The sequence below is a fragment of the Paenibacillus polymyxa genome (assembly GCF_018614975.1).
Classification (GTDB): Bacteria; Bacillota; Bacilli; order Paenibacillales; family Paenibacillaceae; genus Paenibacillus; species Paenibacillus polymyxa_E.
Genome location: NZ_JAGGNR010000043.1, coordinates 1 through 17192 on the forward strand (window position 1 = coordinate 1; position 17192 = coordinate 17192).

The following is a 17192-nucleotide window of genomic DNA, read 5'->3' on the forward strand; positions in this document are numbered from 1 at the left end:
CTTATGAAGATAGGTAAATCGCAGTCCGTCATTATATGCGCTACTACAACAACTACCGTTACACGGAGTGTTTGGGCGGCTTGTCTCCGAACGAATACCGAAGAGCTGTATAACAAGAAAGATACCTTAGCACGTCATCCGGGCTAAGGTATCTCAATGAACTAATTTTTGTTTTTTTAACTGTCTACTTTACAGGGAGCGGTTCAGACGGGAACAAGACTGCTCCTTTAAACATAAATCTCCTTAAGCTTGAACAAACTCAAATGTCAGAATACGACTGATCTCTTCATAGCTCGATGCTACAAAATGGGGCTGATGATCGGACTCCGGCGATGCCTCTCGATGATTAAACCAGATAACTGTCCAGCCTGCAACCACTGCACCTATCACATCATTACGCCACGAGTCTCCAATGTAATAGCTTGAACGAGCATCTGTCCCTGTCTGCTTACTCACATATTCGAACAGTCTGCGATCCGGCTTGGCATAACCAGTCGTACCGGAAATGAAGATCAGATGCTCGTCCACGAGACTGAGCACATCCAGTGCTTCAAGCTTGCGCCGCTGATGCTCTCCTTCTCCATTGGTGATTAGACCAACGGTATGGCCTTCTGCCTGAAGCCTTCTAATCAGATCATATGCTCCTTCAAAAGGCACAATCTCGAACTGTCTGCTCAGATACTGAGCTTGCAGTTCTTCAGCCTGTCCAAACTGTAAGGGGAGTCCAAACTCCTCCATCGTCAACTCAAACCTACGACGGCGCATTCGCTCCACCGCATCTGGCTCCGGTACAGCAGACAGATCTTCTTGTGCAGACAGCCAGTCACTATAATAACGAAAACGATGATAGGCCTGAGCATAAGGGAAATCATCCGGCAGGCCGAGAACGTCCTGCAACGCGCCACGAAGTGGCTGTAAGTGATCATATAAGGTATCATCTACGTCGAAAAATATAGTTTTAGCATCATATATTTTATCCATAATGGTTGTCTATCCTCCTGCTTTTGCATCCAAACATTCTCTTGTTACTATATATGTATTTAATTGTCCCGTCCAAAGGAGGATTTCTGGCTGTGTATCTTCAATGGGACGATTAGGACCCAAATCAGATTAAGACATCGGGAAGACACATTGTAATTATGTTAAAATTAGGATGAATAACATCAGAGGTGATGCTTATGTTCAATCCAAAAGTCTTCTTCTATTAGTTGTGTCTAAGGCCATGGCTCTCGAAGCCAAAATCTAACCCGGCACAACGGGGATGAAGATGTTTACACACGAAGAGATTCCAATCTGGGAAAATGAACAATTGCTTGAACTGAAAAACAGTAAGAAGTTCATTGATCCAAGAAATGAAAAGCTGAAAGATCACCGTAAAGGAATCAAGAGCACGCATTACAACAAAGAATGTAAACCCGCTCGTAAACAGGATTATCGTCTGTATAGAACCAAAATGAAGCGTCTCATGTACTATGAGCAATATGATCTTCTTTACAACTATAAACGTACAAGCGGTCGGCTTACCTGGTAAATCAAAGATAGAAAGATTAGTCCTTACATCATCGTGTCCTGCTATTTAAGATGAATAGTAGGACACGATTGTGGAGGACTGTTTTTTCAATAGAATACCTATCATTTAGCAAAAATGAATTCATATAAAATATAGTGAGGAGGACTTTTGATCATGTGGAGAGAGCACCTTCAGGGGATTTCAAAAGAGTATACGTTCAGTCCCCCTGCATCTGGAGATGAAATTGCAAAGATTGAGAGCTTGTTTCATGTCACTCTGCCTCAAGAACTAAAGGAAATACTACTGGAAACTAATGGGGTAAGAGCCATTTATGATTTAGGACTAATCTGGTCAGCAGACCAAATCAAGAATGAAAACAGACACTATCGGGATGACCACTTTCAAGAATATTATATGCCATTTGATAACCTGATTTTCTTCGGGGAAAGTGGTATTGGTGATTTATTCGCGTTTCCAGTGACAGGAGAAGGAATCTGCAGAAACGACGTATTTGTGTGGAATCATGAGAATGATAGCCGAAAGTGGCTTGCACCGTCGGTGTCCAAATATGTGGAGTGGTCATTACAAGGGAAAATCTTAATCTAGCTCATGTTTTTCTTGCAAGATTAAGCATACAGAAACATTATTTCAATCCTTGCTTAGAAAACAATACCCCGTCACACCACTTATCATGGCGAAACGGGGTAAAAGACTTCTTATAGTAGATATACTCCACTATCACACAATCTAATTGGAGGTACATCACAGAATGTGTGTATTCTAATTAGATTACTAACGTTACAACCTTACCTGCATTCACATCAATCAGACCATGGTCTGTGATCTTCAGTGCCGGACTTACCGCAAGGGAATGGGTGCTGATCGACATGATCGGGTTGTAATGCACATACCCAAGAGACAACATCGCTGCTCTCAGTTCCTTCACTTGATGGGACACCACTGCAAGTGGTTCTTCCGTCAAAATGCCACCTACGGGAAGTTCCAGATGGGACAGCACCTTGCCGTCTTCCACCACACAGAATCCACCCTGGCTCGAAATCACGTTGTTAGCTGCCAGTATCATATCTTCACGATTACGTCCTACAACCAGCAGGTTGTGATTATCATGCGAATATGTCGTTGCAATGGCGCCGCGTTTGATGGTGTCTCCACCGATCAGACCATGTGCACGATTGCCATTCACACCATAACGTTCAAAGGTAGCGATTTGCGCATATCCGCTTTCTTCCCATAACAATTCGCCATCCGCAGACTGAATCGGTGCAATATATTCTTCCACAAAAGTAGAACCATCCTTCACCATCATGACACGGCATTGGTACTCACCTTCATTAGCGAGATCAACCCCTGATCCACTGACTTTTGGATCTGACAACTGAATTGCAAAATCTGTTACGCCCAGCTTCTCCAACTGTACGCTCTTATAGAAGTGAGGTGGGAACTGCCCGGTTATCCGTTCCTGCTTATACGGTTCGTAATCGTCATAAGCTTTGCGGCCATTTTTGTACACCTGATCAATAGAGAGATCATCCAAGTTGGATACCAACACATAATCGGCCACTTTGCCTGGTGCAATGCTGCCACGATCGGTCATTTTCATCCGGGAAGCAGGTATAGATGTTGCTGCATAGATCGCGTCTTCCGGACGCATCCCCATCTGAATTGCCTTGCGTACGATATGATCCAGATGACCACGCTCCACCAGTGAATCCGGCATCACATCATCCGTAACAAAGCAGAAATGCTGCGCCACATCATGTTGAATCAGGTACTCCATGACTTCCGGGGTCATCGATTTCTCCTGAATTTCAATAAACATACCTGCTGCAATCCGCGCCTGTAATCCCTCAATGCTCTGATGGGTATGATCGGAATCGATACCTGCGTAGATCAGTCGATGCAGATCAAGTCCAAGCAGTTTCGGTGTATGTCCTTCGATCACGAGTTCGGGATAGTTATTGCGGATATGCTGTAAAATCTGGTTGGTCTTGCACTCCGGATCACGGATGACATCGACATAGTTCATGATCTCGCCCAGACAGATAATCTCGCCAGTGGCAAGCAGCACGTCCATATCTTCGATCTCAATCGAACCACCTGTTGTCTCCATCGGAGTTGCCGGAACGGAACTTGGGATCGCATAGAACATGTCCACCGTCGTCTCCCGACTCGCAGCCATCATCTCCTGCACACCCTCCAGCCCGAATACATTCGCCATCTCATGCGGTTCTGCGACAATGGACGTTACCCCGCAGCCAATCAGACCATGGGAAAAGGTTTCCGGTGTCACCATCGTGCTTTCGATATGCAGATGGATATCGATCAAGCCAGGAATCATGTATCTTCCCCGCGCATCAATAACTTCGTCTGCCTGAATCATCTGCAGTCCGCCGGGTCCAACATATAGGAATCTGCCGTCCAACACAGCAACGTTATTCATTTCAAACCGTTTATAATAACTGTTATACACATGTACATTCACAATCAGTTGATCTGCACGCATGGGGCATAATCTCCTTCTTCACAAACATTTCACCGCGATGCGAACCGGACAATAAACCTGCACTTTAATCTGCTATACTGCACATGACTGCGCACCATTACCCTCGTCCGGAATCATCGTATGAATTGCCTTCTTTACTGATCTTATTTCTTCAAGCTATTCTCTAAATTCTCGGCTACTCCACCAGTACAAGCTTGTCCTGCGGGAAGATCAGACTAACACGCTGCCCGCTAAGGTACGGTGTTTCCATCTCCTGATTGGCTGTAAAGTCACCCAGTTCCGTCTCGATTACATACTGATAACTGCGTCCCAGATACGTGCTGACTTTGATCATCCCCGGCAAGGCGTTCACGACATCCGCAGAGGTATCTCCACTAACGATCAGATCATCCGGGCGAATTGCGCCTTTGCGGGCACCGGGACGGGCTGTTCCGGGATGTGCTGTTGCAGTAAATGTTCGTCCACCTGCGCTCAGTGTAATCAATTCATCTGCATCGCTACGCTCTGCGAATTCAATGAAATTATGGAACCCGATAAACCGTGCGACAAATTCCGTTGCGGGATATTTGAAAATGGTTTCCGGGCGGTCGAGCTGCTCAACCACGCCTTTGTTCATAATCGCTACCTGATCCGAGATCGAGAAACACTCTTCCTGGTCGTGAGAGACATACAGCGTTGTAATACCCAGCTCTTGCTGAATGCGGCGAATCTCCACCCGCATGTTGAGGCGCAGGTTGGCATCCAGGTTACTGAGCGGTTCGTCGAACAAGAGCAGGTCAGGTTCAATGACCAATGCACGAGCAATGGCTACACGCTGACGCTGTCCACCGGACAGTTCTTGTGGAAAACGTTTCTCAAATCCATTCAGGTTAACGACTTCCAGGATTCGCATCACACGGGAAGAGATATCCTTGTCTTTCACCTTGCGCATCCGCAGGCCAAAGGCCACGTTGTCATAGACAGACAGATGCGGGAATAATGCATAACTCTGAAATACAAATCCGAAGTTCCGCTTGTTTGCCGGAACCTTCGTATAATCCTTGCCGCCGAACATAAACTTGCCCTGTGATGCTTCCAGAAATCCGGCGATGAGGCGCAGCGTAGTTGTTTTGCCGCAACCGCTCGGTCCGAGCAGGGAGAGCAGTTTACCTTTTTCCAGCTCCAACTGAAAATCCTTCAGGATTGTCTGCTTATCGTATGCCACGGATACGTGGTCTAATGTCAGCAATGCCATAGCGTTCTGCGCCTCCAATTAACGTTTAGTAAAGTATGAAAATCCGCCCATGATCCGTTCGATCACGAACATTAAGAGTCCAGTCAGTACCATCAATAGCACAGAAATCGCTGCAATCGTTGGGTCAAAATAATTCTCCACATACGTCAGCATTTGAATCGGTAATGTGCTTACCCCTGGACCGGTCATGAACACCGAGATGTCCACGTTGTTGAAGGACTCCAAGAAGGCAATCAGCACGGCAGCGATAATTCCTGAGCGGATGTTAGGTAGCACAATCGTGAAGAACGTTCTTACCCGTCCCGCACCAAGACTCAGCGCAGCTTCTTCCACTGCAAAGTCAAAGCTCGACAGACTCGACGCGATAACCCGAATGATAAATGGAAGCATGATAATCGTATGACCAATCAACAGTCCAACATACATCGGCAGATGGTAGATTACGATCAGGTATTTCATCAATGTAAAACCAAGCACGATTCCCGGGATCAGTACCGGGGACAGGAACAGTGCGTTCAGCACAGATTTGCCTTTGAAATCGTAACGACTGAGTGCATACGCAGCCGGAACTCCGAGCACCAGCGCCAACAGGTTTCCCAGCAAGGAAATGATGATGGACGTCTGGAATGTGCGGAGGAAACCGCCTGTGTTGAAAATATTCTCATACCAGCGGAAGGAGAACCCTTCCGGCGGAAATTTGAGTACCGTTCCCGGTTCAAACGAAGTGACCGATATGATCAGAAGCGGGCCCAGCAGAAAGATAAAGACCAGCAGACTGAACAGGCCCAGCCCGATATGTTTCTCCCGCATATGTCTACCCCTTCGGATTTAAAGTTTTGGCCATTTTGTTCATGACACCCACCACGACAAATGTAATTACAATCATAATCGCGGCAACAACCGAGGCCAGATACCAGTCGTTGAGGGTCATGGCGTTCTGATACAGGAACGTAGCAATCACGCGCTGCTTGCCTCCAAGGAGGGCAGGTGTGGTATACGCCGTCAGGCTTCCGACAAAAACAAGCACGGCTCCGATCACAAGTCCTGGCACAGCCAGTGGGAACACGACCCGGCGGAATGCCGTAATGCGCGATGCACCCAGACTTTGTGCTGCTTTGAGCAGGTCACCGTCAATGTTCTCCAGCACGCCCACCAGAGAGATAATCATCAGTGGCAGGAACAGATGCGTCAGACCAATCATCATGGCTGCCGGCGTGTACAGAATATCCAGCGGCTTGTCCACGATGCCCAGGCCAACAAGGGTATTATTGATCAGCCCTTTGCGTCCAAGAATGATCATCCAGCTAAACGAACGCACGACCGGGCTTGTCAGCAACGGGAAGATCGCCAGTGCCAGCAAAATGCCTTTGCGGCGCGGCGCTTTCTGCGAAATATAATAAGCTGTCGGGAATCCGAGCACCACACAGACGATGGTGGTGACCACGCTGACTTGCAGCGTCGTAAGCAATATTTTCAAAAAGTATGGGTCTCTGAAAAAATGCATGTATCCTTCAAACGTGAAGGAGTTTTCTTGGAAAAACGTCGACCCGATCGTCAGGACAATCGGAATGATCATAAATGCCGCCAAAAACACGAATCCCGGCAGCAATAGCCAGTAGATTACTGATTTTTTCATCGCGATACTCCTGACTTGTAAAATGGTTGTATTCACACGTTAAAAGCACAACTTTACACTAGCTCACTCCGTGCCAGAAGAATCTTTCGATCGCTGTTATCCCCAGATTTTTTTGATTCTTATTGAAAAGGTGAAATCCGGGGATAAAGGCGAACGCTTCGCTTCTACAGCTTTCTTCTGTCACTACGTTATTGTGTAAAACATGAATTTAACTATCATAGCTACGCATTTAACGCGTTAATAAATAGTTCAAGAAAGCTTTCCGCGTCTACGGTTTCGCAGACGAGTGTGTTGGGCTGTTCGCCCAAACGGTTTTGGAAGTCACATACCATCTGGCCATCGCACAGGCGGCTGGCGGTTTCGACATCGACGTAATATGATTTGCGTCCTACCAGTTCAGGGGCAAGGGCTACACCCACGGCTAGCGGATCATGCAACGCGCAAGCGCGGACGCCGTTCATTTGTTCGTAACGGTTGATGTAAATCTCCGTGCTTTGAGCAACGTACGCGCGCAGTGCAGGATCAGTGAGACGCTCAATCGTTGCTTCATTTAGCAGCGTTTGACGCGTGACATCCAGTCCCACTTGCGTAAGCTTCTCGATGCCTGCATGCAGTACAATGCGTGCGGCCTCTGGATCAGCGTACGTGTTGTACTCTGCTGTTGGCGTAATGTTGCCATGTCCGCGAACCACACCACCCATGAAGATGACTTCCTTCAATAAAGAAGGCAATTCAGGACACTTCATCAGCGCGAGGGCCAAGTTGGTTAAGGGGGCGGTCATGATTAATGTCAGTTCGCCCGGATATAACTTGGCTTGTTCCACGATCAAGTCTGGCGCAAAACCTTCCTCGGCTTTCTTAGACACGGCCGGATCAGGCAGCGCACCGCCCAATCCATCCTGTCCATGTACCCGGTGTTCATAATGCGACTTGCGAGTGAGCGGTCCAGCTGCTCCGGCAATGACCGGTATCGCTGGTGCACCCGCGAGTTCGAGAATTTTGCATGTATTCTCTGTTGCCTGCTGGAGCGATACGTTCCCACAGACCGTGGTAATGCCGAGGATGTTCAACTTCCGGCTTTTGACAGCCAGCAAAATCGCCAGCGCGTCATCGATGCCTGTATCGACATCCAGAATGATACGATTTCCCGCTTCACTCATCCATTCTCAACTCCTATTGCCGTGATATGGTTGCTTGCTGCAAATGTTTTGGATCATATCTGTCGAAAAAAGCTTTAATCTGTAACTTGTTTTGTTCATGCTTCCTTATATAACGTGCTTACGCTATCGCTTGCGTCACGTTTATTGTGCAATCTCACGGTTCCAGCGATCTGTCCAGCCTTTAACCTGTTGATTCACGAATTCCATATCCAGCTTGTTCAGCTTCTCAACAACTTCAGCGCCGTATGTTACGCCTTCTGCTTCTTCAGCAGTCAGTTCAACCTTGGTATTAACCGGGGAATCGACTTTGGCTTTAGCAGATTTTGCTTGTACATCCTGGCTAAGCTGCCAGTTGATGAACTCTTCAGCCAGCTCTTTGTTTTTGCTGCCCTTCACGACATTGATTGTGTTCATCACGGCATATGCACCTTCGCTAGGTGTAACAAACTTTGCATTAGGCACGGCTGCTTTCAGATCTTTGAAATACATTTCCATGATCGGTCCGCCCGCAATCTCTTCTTGGGAGAACATGTTCACGAACTCGGACGTTTGGCTATAGAATTTCACCACATTGCCACTCAGTTTTTTCAGTTCAGCAAATGCCGCATCTTCATTAAACGTATCGTTTCCAGCTACACGGGAAGCTGCATCCACAACCATTGGGCCTGCTGTTGCCGTAATATTCGGAATGGTCAGGTTACCTTCGAACGCCGGGTCCCACAGGTCACCCCATGAAGTCACTTCTTTGGATACGAGATCCGGGTTATAAGCAATACCGAGCTGTCCAACCGTGTAGGCCGGGCCATAATCTTCACCAAGTGGTGCTTTGGCAATATCATAAATGTCATTTACATTTGGAATTTTGGAACGGTCGATTTTCTCAAACAGACCTTCATCGATACCTTGTTGTGCATAATAATCAGACAGGTAGATAACATCGACATTGGATGTACCTTGACGAATTTTATTCAGACGTTCAGCGTTATTGCCAACTTCGAGCACGATGTCTACGTTGTGTTCTTTTTCAAAAGGACCAAATACCGATTCATTGAAGAAATCTTCCGAGAAACCCCAAGTCGAGATCACCAGTTTGTTCGCTGCGGTCCCCCCACTGCCTGATCCGCCTGTCGCATCATCCGTGCTGCTGCCACAACCTGCAAGTAATACCGATGTCATTGCCACTGCTGCCAAACCGCTAATCCACTTTTTCATCATGATCCTGATTCCTCCTAATATATGTGATGTGTATGAAAAAACAAAAAGAAAAGTGCTCTTGTATAAACAAGAACACTTTTCTTCGTAAACAAAGGAAAGCGACACCCGCTGCCGGTACATCATCGGTTTCTGCTTCAGAATCAATCCGAAGACAGACGCCATCATATGAAATTGTACGGAACCTGATCATGAATCCGGGCCATAACCTCCGTATACATCAACAAGAATCAATCCTGCCGATCCATCCTAGGCCTGTTCCAGAATCACATTCGTGATCGCCCACTGAGTGGACGCATCATAATCCCGCAATATAGCTTCAATTGGCAAACCCATGTGTTGCTCGAGCTTCTCCCGGAATTTCTTTTTATATAAGACAGACATGCGGAAGTCCACTTCCAGCTTTAAGCCGGGGGCCTCCCCTTCCAGGGCGTCAGAGCGCGGTGAACGTCGGTGCTTGGCGTAGAAGGTCACAATATTCTGGTCAATGGTCACTCTCAGGAGAGTGGTGCCAAATCCGAACAGTTCCTTCGAGATTTCGTTATAATACTGGCACATCTTCTTCTTGCTCTCATTGCTGTCCAGTAGTTCCATGAACTCACCCACATCTCTTACTACCGTACATTCGACGTGTTAACACGATTGATTATACATAAATATACGATCATAGGCAACCCAAAAGATATAGTTAACATGAGAATAACACATAAAAGCGAACGATAAGACATTAACCGCCTTAAACAATTCGTCTTAAACCACAGTTAATTTACATTAATATGCCTGCATGTCATTCCTATACTATTGTTGCTTCTGCACTCCGGTTTAATACACAGGCTTTGTTTCAACTTTCCCTAAATGGGTACTAATTCCTGCGAAACATAGACAAACTTCGTCATTAACCGTTAAAATGAGACACAATGTTGACATGTTTTTATTTTCTAGAAATTGGAGGCTTAACCCATGAAATGTCCAGTATGTAATCATGAAAATGGAGATGCCCATTTTTGCGAGAGGTGCGGCTCTAATCTAACGCAAACAACCTCTTCACCCACTCCTGTACCAAACCCTGAATCTGCTGCTTCCGAACCCGAATATACCCGTTGGTCCAGCACGCAGGCTACATCTTCCCAGGCATCCGTTCCATCCAACACACCATCCGTCTCCATTCACAAGGAACAGGCTAGAGAATCAACAGGCACCAATGACCAGGCTTCTGCAGGAGACAATAGCTCCAATCAGTGGAATAATATTGTGCAGAATGAGAAAGTTCAGCAAGCCAAAGAAGTAAGTAAACAGTATCTATCCTATTTCCTCAGTGTATTGGCCCGTCCTTATCAGACGATGAAAACCGTTGGCGACCAGCATTCCCTAAACGGATGGCTAACGATGGCGCTGATTGCAATTCTATCTTCTACATACTTCTTAATTACCTTTAGTCGCATAGGTATGGATGGCTTGTTCATTAGTGGATTTATCCGGCCGCTATTGTTCACCGTCATTATCCTGATTGCCTCTATTGCACTGATGTACGCTATTCTGAAGATTGAAAAAATTACATTCCGTCCCAAAACTATGGTTGCCCAGTTTGGTACATTACTTGTTCCTGCTGTCGTATCCCTTGTTCTGGCCAATCTGTTTATTATTATCTCGTATTCCATCGCGATCTCATTGCTCGCTGTCTCGTATATCATTATCTTTGTTGCTCTGAACTCGGTGCTGTTCCAATATCCACTGAATCGCACCAAAGCAGCCATCGACAGCATGTACAGCGTGTTGATCGCCAATGCAGTCGTGTTCTTTATTCTGTATCGATTGTTGGGTGAGATTGTTATTGGACTGATCCGGCTCATGCTTTCGCCGTTTGGTCGTCTGTAAAATAGTTCAGTCGGAATAAAGTTATTCACACTTGTTAATTCGATGACAGAATAACCTTCCGATCGCTGTTATCTCCAGATTTTATTAATTCACTTTTACAAAGGTGAAAATCTAGCGATAAAGGCGAAGCATGGCTTTCCCTGCTGGCGCGCGGGAAAGGTCTTTTTTTGGTTTTCCAAGGCAGCATTGCACTGAGCATGATTCATACACTATAATGTGTAGTGTAACAGGTATATTCTTATTTACGTAATAAACCTATCCAGAAACTCCTGTTACGTGATGAGAGGATTTATCGTTGCCGCCAACACTACATTATGTAGTGTTTTAATCACTCCATTTTACAAAGAAAGCAGAGGAACTCTCTATGGAAATGACTCATATGAATCATATACAAATGGAGCACGAGGCTGGTACATCCTACCTGTGGCTCATCGGAGGTGCAATCGTGTTGCTGTTCTCCATCGCCGCCTATATCTGGGCATCACGCACACAGGGAAAAATCCTGGGCCACATGAAAAAGAAAGAACGGGCGGACACCCAGAAAAAAAGTCGATCCCTTCGGCTGGCTGCACATGTAATGATGGCTGTGTCGATTATTACGTTTGGCCTGTTCTTCATGCAAGGAGCAGGTAAAACATATAATGTAGCTGATCTGGAATCCAACGCGACAATCGATGTGACTGACGATAAATATTATGGGGCTGACCATACGGAGGACCCTATTCAGTATGAGATGAAGATTCCGACTTCTGGGCCGCATAATCCGCATGATATCAAGTTTGGATTTTACACCAACTTCCCGGGCTACAATTACCTGGTACACAATCTGGAGCACGGGGATATCATCATCTATTATCGGGAGAACGCAAGCGAGGATTCGAAGGAACATCTGAAATACCTAGCCAAATTCCGGGAAGCCGGAGCAGGTATTCTCGCTGTACCCAACAAGGATATTCCCGAAGGCAGTGAAGTCGTGGTGACCGCATGGACCAAAACGATGAAGCTCGACCAATTCGACGATGCCAAAGTAGGTACTTTTATCAATCAATATATTAATCAGGGACCTGAAAAGATTCCTGCCTCCATTCGCCAGGGAGGCGGAACAATGTAATGACTTAATCACTCATTCACTCAGTCATATGAAGCCCCTTTAAGGAGTAGGTTTCTTCCAATAATGGGCATGGTCAATATCGGATTGAAACGAAACTGGCTCCCGGATCAAATTGACTCGGGGGCTAATTCTTTATGGACCAGATGCCGATATTTCAAGTAGAAAACTGTATATTTGATATACAATACATACGAACCAAAGAAGAACGACAAGCACCAAGTAAAGAGACAAAGAGACGATCGATTCAACAGATCAAGGGGGAACATTTTTAGCAATAAACAGTTTGTTTATGCGGATCTTCTTATTTTTTTCCTGTCTGATGCTGGCCGCGGGTGCGGTTCTTGGCATTACCATGTATCGTTCATCGGCTCAACTGCGCGAGGCCAATGGGCTCAAATATCTGTATACCCTTGGTACACGCGAAGAAAATGGAACAAATACATATTTCTATGTTGTGGATGGGGCAGCTAGATTGTTATATAGTTCAGCCCACAACAAAAAAGCCGCACGGCAGGGACGGGATTATGGGGTTTACCCCCCATTTCCGGACACTGCCTGCGGCTTTAATTTTGTTGTACCTTTAAGAATGGCAAGCCCTAAGGCTGCCTGAATTAGTAGCGCTGCGGAGCAGCTTTTTTACCCAAATCCGTCATGTACGTAAAGAACGCTTCCGGATCGGTATCATATACCAGTTGTACTGGACGTCCGTCTGCTTGCTCCACCGTGCGGCCCTGGCTAGGACCATCCGGGATGACAATACAGTTGACAGTTTTCTTCTTCACGATGTCCTCGCGTCCAACGGAAGCCGTTGTCAGCACATCCCACAGATAGTATGTGGAATTTGTCTCACTGTACACCAGTGGCGGACAACCTGCGTAACAGTTACCCAGGAAATCAACGCCTTCGAAGCGACGCTCTGCTGCCCAGCGGTTACGAACAGCTGGAGTCAGAGGTACTTTGTTGGTGCTTTCCAGTGCAACCAGATCGATCTGGATGCCGCTCTGCCACACACGATAAGCCGCTTCCGGGTCCCAGAATACGTTCCATTCAGCTGTGCCGTCATGCTCAGGCTCTTCTACGTTACCACGCTCGAATGTGCCGCCCATCCATACCAGCTTGTCGATTTTCTCTTCAATGTCTGGTGCTTCGTCCAGTGCACGCGCAAGGTCAGTCAGTGGACCTGTGAACAGGAGCAACGTTTTGCCTTCGGTATTGCGCACTTTCTCGATTAGATGCTGGTGTGCCGGAACGGCAGAGAGTGGAGCTTCCATTTTGCCGGATTCGTTCAGTACAGGAAGTGCATCTACATAGAAGGAATGCAGTCTCCACGCCGCAGGAAATGGATTTTTCCCTCTGGAGTTGGATTTGGATACCTCTACGGAATATGTACCGAAACGATCGATAATTTTACGACTGGCATCTGTTGCTGGCTCCAGATATCCATCTGCCGGAATAACCGATACGCCGGTTACATGTACATTGTCCATTTGCAGAAGCATGAACAGCGATACGAGGTCATCCACGCCGCCGTCATGGTTGAAATACACATTAAGTTGGTTCGTCATGCTTGCTTTCATCCTTCCCCTGGTTGTCCCATTGATGTTGATCATCGTCTGCCCAAGGCCGACGCTCTCTCTATTATGTCCCATAACCGTTGGTTACGTAAACCTTCCCCATGCAAAGAAAACAAGGATCACGCCTCATCCTGCGGATATTTTACAGTTCCACCATTCCATCTCAGGAGGACAACTGGTAGAGGTCATCATCGTTCGGAAAATAAAGAAATGGACAGCAGGATTGAAGCCCCGCCGTCCATTTCCTCCAATCCATGCATTACATGGACTGGTTCTGTTTCTCCTCATTCTTCTCTGCAATCGGAACATACTTGCCTGGCCAGAAGGCCCATTTGCCCAGCAATGCGGTGATCGCCGGTACCATGAACGGACGAACCAGGAAGGTATCCAACATCACACCAACGGCGGTGATAATACCAAACTGCACCAACACCTGAATTGGCAATGTAGCAAGTACCGCAAATGTTCCTGCCAGAATCAGACCCGCAGAGGTAATCACGGAACCTGTCTCGCCAACGCCTTCTTTGATCGCTTGACGGAGCGGCATCGTTTTGCGTTTCTGCCAGATGCTAGAGATCATGAAGATGTTATAGTCCTCACCCAGTGCCACGAGGAATACGAAGGAGTACAGCGGAATCGCTCCCTGAATGGCATCTGCGCCAAGTCCGTAGTGAATAATGATCCAACCCAGACCCAATGCAGAGAAATACGACAGAACAACCGTTGCAATCAGATACGCCGTAGCTACAACTGAACGCAGGTATAATAGTAATAACAATGTAATCATGCCGATGACCACGGGAATAATGATCTTGGCATCCCGTTCTCCGGTTACTTCAATGTCATACTGTTCAGCCGTCTGACCATCAATCCAGACCTGACTGTCCACATTAGTTACACCAGCATCTTGAAGCGCCTGTTCCGCTGTAGCCCGCAGATCTGGAATATGCTGCATCGCCTCCATGGAATATGGATTCAGATTAAATTCCACATCAAAGGCGGTAATGTTGGCATTCTCGGCACCCTGCTGAGCAACGCCTACTTTGCTAATGTAATCCAGCGATTCGAGCCGCTGCTTCAGATCAGTTTCTTTGCCTTCGGCATCAACGATCACTTTGACAGGAGCCAGCTCCCCTTGGGAGAACTGTTCGCCAATGACCGTGAAACCTTCGCGGGAAGGCACATCCTCGGGGAAGGAAGACAACAGATCATACGTGAATTTAACCTGAGTAGAGAATGCCGCCAGTCCTCCCAGCAGTACCAATGTAATTGCAAGAACGGTCCATGGCTTTGTTACTACAACACGGCCAATCCAGCTTTCCTTGATTTTGCGCGGGGCCGGAGCCGGTTTGCCCTTTTTCTTCGCACGTTCCACTTCCATCTCATGTGTACGCGGTACGAATGGATAGAATGAACCCCGACCGAAGATCGCCAGGAGCGCTGGAACCAGTGTCAGACTTGCAATAAACATAATAAAGATGGACAGACTGAATGGTACGGCAAAGCGATGATATGCACCATATTCAGCCAGCAACAATACGAGCAGTGCTGCAACGACCGTAAATCCACTCATGGCAATAGCGCCGGAAGACCCGGTAATTGCCTGGAAAATGGCTTTCTTTTTGTCAGGCTCATGATAGAGAATCTGGCGGTATCTGGAGATCATGAACAGACAGTAATCCGTTCCTGCTCCAAACAACAATACCGTCATGATCGAGATCGACTGTGCGTCCACCGTAATCCAGCCCTGATCCGCCATGAATCCCAGAATGGGGCTTGTCACCATATACGCGAATCCAACGGCAATGATCGGGATAATTGCCAGTACAGGCGAGCGATAGATCAACAGCAGCAGTACTAATACCAGTACAACCGTAGCGATCAGCAAGGATACATCGGCGGAGGAGAATAGCCCGCTCGCATCAATGGATATCCCTACTGGCCCTGTTACACGGGCAATCAGTGTATTGGTATCATCTATGGCTACATCGAACGGGTTTGCCCCGAAGATGTCTTGTGTTTTTTGCTCAAGCGCTTCAATAGCTTCCTTTAATTGTTCTGCATCGGCACCTTGATTGAAGAACAGTGGCATAACCATGGTGCTACCATCTTCCGAAAGCTGGCCTTTCAATGCCTGTGGTGGTAATTGATAGAGTGGCACAACGGACTGTTGTTGTTCTACCGGATCTTGATCCAGTCGCTCCGTTAATGCCTGAATGTTCTGAATCTGCTCATCCGTCAGACCGCCGGCTTGACGCCATACGATCAGCGCGGGCAGTCCTTCACCGCCAGGGAATTCCTTCTCGGCAAGTGCAGCTGCCTGAACCGATGGTTTAGATTCACTCAGATCCTGTGCGTTGTTGGTTTCACGATCACCTACAGCAGGCCATACCATGCCAAGCACAACGGCGATAATGATCCATACCAACAGCGTAATCCATTTGCTTCGTTTGCCGGCAACCCAGCGGCCGTAACCCGAACCTTCCTGCATTGTCTCTTCATCTCCCTATTATGTTTCTATGAAGCCCTAATATATATGATGGTGTAGTAATGAACCACGGGTCATAGTATAATCGAGTTAATTATATATACCGGAAGGTTAATTTTGCAATGCCTAATTTTGTGAACACGTCTAACAAGCAATTAAATACGTAAAGAGGTATGTACCTATGAGCAAAAAAACAAACATTCCCCGTTCACCGGGTAGACCCAAAACAGGTGTCGATCAAGCATCTGTCCAAACCAACATATTGATGACCGCGTCACGTCTGTTCATGGAATACGGGTATGAACCCGTCTCTCTCCAGCAGATTGCTTCATTATGCAATGTAACCAAAGCATCAATCTATTATCACTTCACCAGCAAAGCCGATCTGTTCACCGTTGCCATTACCCGCATAATGACGATGAGCATGCAGCAGACTTCACTCCGCCTGGATGAACCCGGCACATTACAAGAGCGGCTGATCAAGGTTGCGCAAGCGAAGATGCAACACTCCCATATTGAGACGGAGACCATGATGCGAGAAGCCGAGAAGCATCTGAATACGGAGCAACTCAGCCAGATTCGAGAAGCTGAGGTTCAGCTCTTCGAAGTGCTTGCAACCCACTTCCAGCAGGAGATGGACAATGGTTATTTACGTGTCGGGAACCCCATGCTGCTTGCCCATGCGTTTACGTCACTGCTGATGCTCGCGAACCGCGAAGATGTGCGCAACATGAATGGCGGCAGCATTGAGGAACTTGCACGGGAACTTGTGGCGCTATTTCTGGGTGGCGCGGTTAAGCGGAACTAAAGCCCCTTCTATACGTTTGTCTATGAGCAGCACAAGATGATATACGGAATGTTGGCCCCT

Annotated in this window: 17 protein-coding genes; 7 read left to right on the forward strand and 10 right to left on the reverse strand. The window is 47.0% G+C overall.

What is annotated here, in order from left to right; genetic code table 11:
* Positions 1-17: 17 nt before the first annotated feature.
* The gene (locus tag J7E78_RS30120; protein ID WP_215079136.1) at positions 18-113 is read left to right on the forward strand and encodes an IS3 family transposase; all 96 of its coding nucleotides are present in this window, start codon (positions 18-20) and stop codon (positions 111-113) included.
* 130 nt (positions 114-243) lie between these two features.
* Here J7E78_RS30120 and J7E78_RS25305 read toward each other — a convergent pair whose 3' ends face one another.
* Positions 244-981, reverse strand: a complete 738-nt coding sequence (locus tag J7E78_RS25305; RefSeq protein ID WP_215079076.1) for an HAD family hydrolase — start codon at positions 979-981, stop codon at positions 244-246.
* Between the two features lie 286 nt (positions 982-1267).
* On the opposite strand from J7E78_RS25305, the gene J7E78_RS25310 reads away from it, so the two are divergent.
* Together J7E78_RS25310 and J7E78_RS25315 are read left to right on the forward strand one after the other, a co-directional pair.
* Entirely contained in the window at positions 1268-1531 is a 264-nt protein-coding gene (locus J7E78_RS25310) for a hypothetical protein (RefSeq protein ID WP_251035264.1), read from the forward strand.
* A gap of 153 nt (positions 1532-1684) precedes the next feature.
* On the forward strand, positions 1685-2116 hold the full coding sequence (locus J7E78_RS25315) for an SMI1/KNR4 family protein (RefSeq protein WP_215079079.1): 432 nt from the start codon (positions 1685-1687) through the stop codon (positions 2114-2116).
* 178 nt (positions 2117-2294) lie between these two features.
* Here J7E78_RS25315 and J7E78_RS25320 read toward each other — a convergent pair whose 3' ends face one another.
* The 7 genes from J7E78_RS25320 to J7E78_RS25350 all read right to left on the reverse strand — a co-directional run bounded on the left by J7E78_RS25320 (position 2295) and on the right by J7E78_RS25350 (position 9870).
* Positions 2295-4034 (reverse strand): adenine deaminase C-terminal domain-containing protein, encoded by a 1740-nt coding sequence (locus J7E78_RS25320; protein WP_215079081.1) that lies wholly within the window; start codon positions 4032-4034, stop codon positions 2295-2297.
* 175 nt (positions 4035-4209) lie between these two features.
* Positions 4210-5268 (reverse strand): ABC transporter ATP-binding protein, encoded by a 1059-nt coding sequence (locus J7E78_RS25325; RefSeq protein WP_215079083.1) that lies wholly within the window; start codon positions 5266-5268, stop codon positions 4210-4212.
* 18 nt (positions 5269-5286) lie between these two features.
* Entirely contained in the window at positions 5287-6078 is a 792-nt protein-coding gene (locus J7E78_RS25330; protein WP_215079085.1) for an ABC transporter permease, read from the reverse strand.
* A 4-nt stretch (positions 6079-6082) separates the two neighbouring features.
* Positions 6083-6904: an ABC transporter permease gene (locus J7E78_RS25335; RefSeq protein WP_036612869.1), complete on the reverse strand. Its 822-nt coding sequence runs from the start codon at positions 6902-6904 to the stop codon at positions 6083-6085.
* A gap of 221 nt (positions 6905-7125) precedes the next feature.
* The gene (locus J7E78_RS25340) at positions 7126-8064 is read right to left on the reverse strand and encodes a nucleoside hydrolase (protein WP_215079087.1); all 939 of its coding nucleotides are present in this window, start codon (positions 8062-8064) and stop codon (positions 7126-7128) included.
* A gap of 141 nt (positions 8065-8205) precedes the next feature.
* Positions 8206-9276: an ABC transporter substrate-binding protein gene (locus J7E78_RS25345; RefSeq protein ID WP_215079138.1), complete on the reverse strand. Its 1071-nt coding sequence runs from the start codon at positions 9274-9276 to the stop codon at positions 8206-8208.
* Positions 9277-9525: 249 nt separating this feature from the next.
* Positions 9526-9870, reverse strand: coding sequence for a Na-translocating system protein MpsC family protein (locus J7E78_RS25350; protein WP_017691786.1), 345 nt, complete (start codon positions 9868-9870; stop codon positions 9526-9528).
* Positions 9871-10236: 366 nt separating this feature from the next.
* Between J7E78_RS25350 and J7E78_RS25355 the strand changes: the two genes are divergently transcribed.
* From J7E78_RS25355 to J7E78_RS29550, 3 genes are all read left to right on the forward strand, one after another.
* A complete protein-coding gene (locus J7E78_RS25355) occupies positions 10237-11151 on the forward strand; it encodes a hypothetical protein (RefSeq protein ID WP_215079089.1) in 915 nt (304 codons plus the stop codon).
* A gap of 379 nt (positions 11152-11530) precedes the next feature.
* Entirely contained in the window at positions 11531-12262 is a 732-nt protein-coding gene (locus J7E78_RS25360; protein ID WP_215079091.1) for a DUF3105 domain-containing protein, read from the forward strand.
* Positions 12263-12551: 289 nt separating this feature from the next.
* On the forward strand, positions 12552-12872 hold the full coding sequence (locus tag J7E78_RS29550; RefSeq protein ID WP_251035265.1) for a hypothetical protein: 321 nt from the start codon (positions 12552-12554) through the stop codon (positions 12870-12872).
* A gap of 1 nt (position 12873) precedes the next feature.
* On the opposite strand, the gene J7E78_RS25370 is transcribed toward J7E78_RS29550, so the two are convergent.
* Positions 12874-13827: a nucleoside hydrolase gene (locus J7E78_RS25370; RefSeq protein WP_017691781.1), complete on the reverse strand. Its 954-nt coding sequence runs from the start codon at positions 13825-13827 to the stop codon at positions 12874-12876.
* A gap of 268 nt (positions 13828-14095) precedes the next feature.
* Positions 14096-16327 (reverse strand): MMPL family transporter, encoded by a 2232-nt coding sequence (locus tag J7E78_RS25375; RefSeq protein WP_215079093.1) that lies wholly within the window; start codon positions 16325-16327, stop codon positions 14096-14098.
* Positions 16328-16505: 178 nt separating this feature from the next.
* Here J7E78_RS25375 and J7E78_RS25380 point away from each other — a divergent pair, with 178 nt between their 5' ends.
* On the forward strand, positions 16506-17132 hold the full coding sequence (locus J7E78_RS25380; RefSeq protein ID WP_215079095.1) for a TetR/AcrR family transcriptional regulator: 627 nt from the start codon (positions 16506-16508) through the stop codon (positions 17130-17132).
* Positions 17133-17192: the final 60 nt, after the last annotated feature.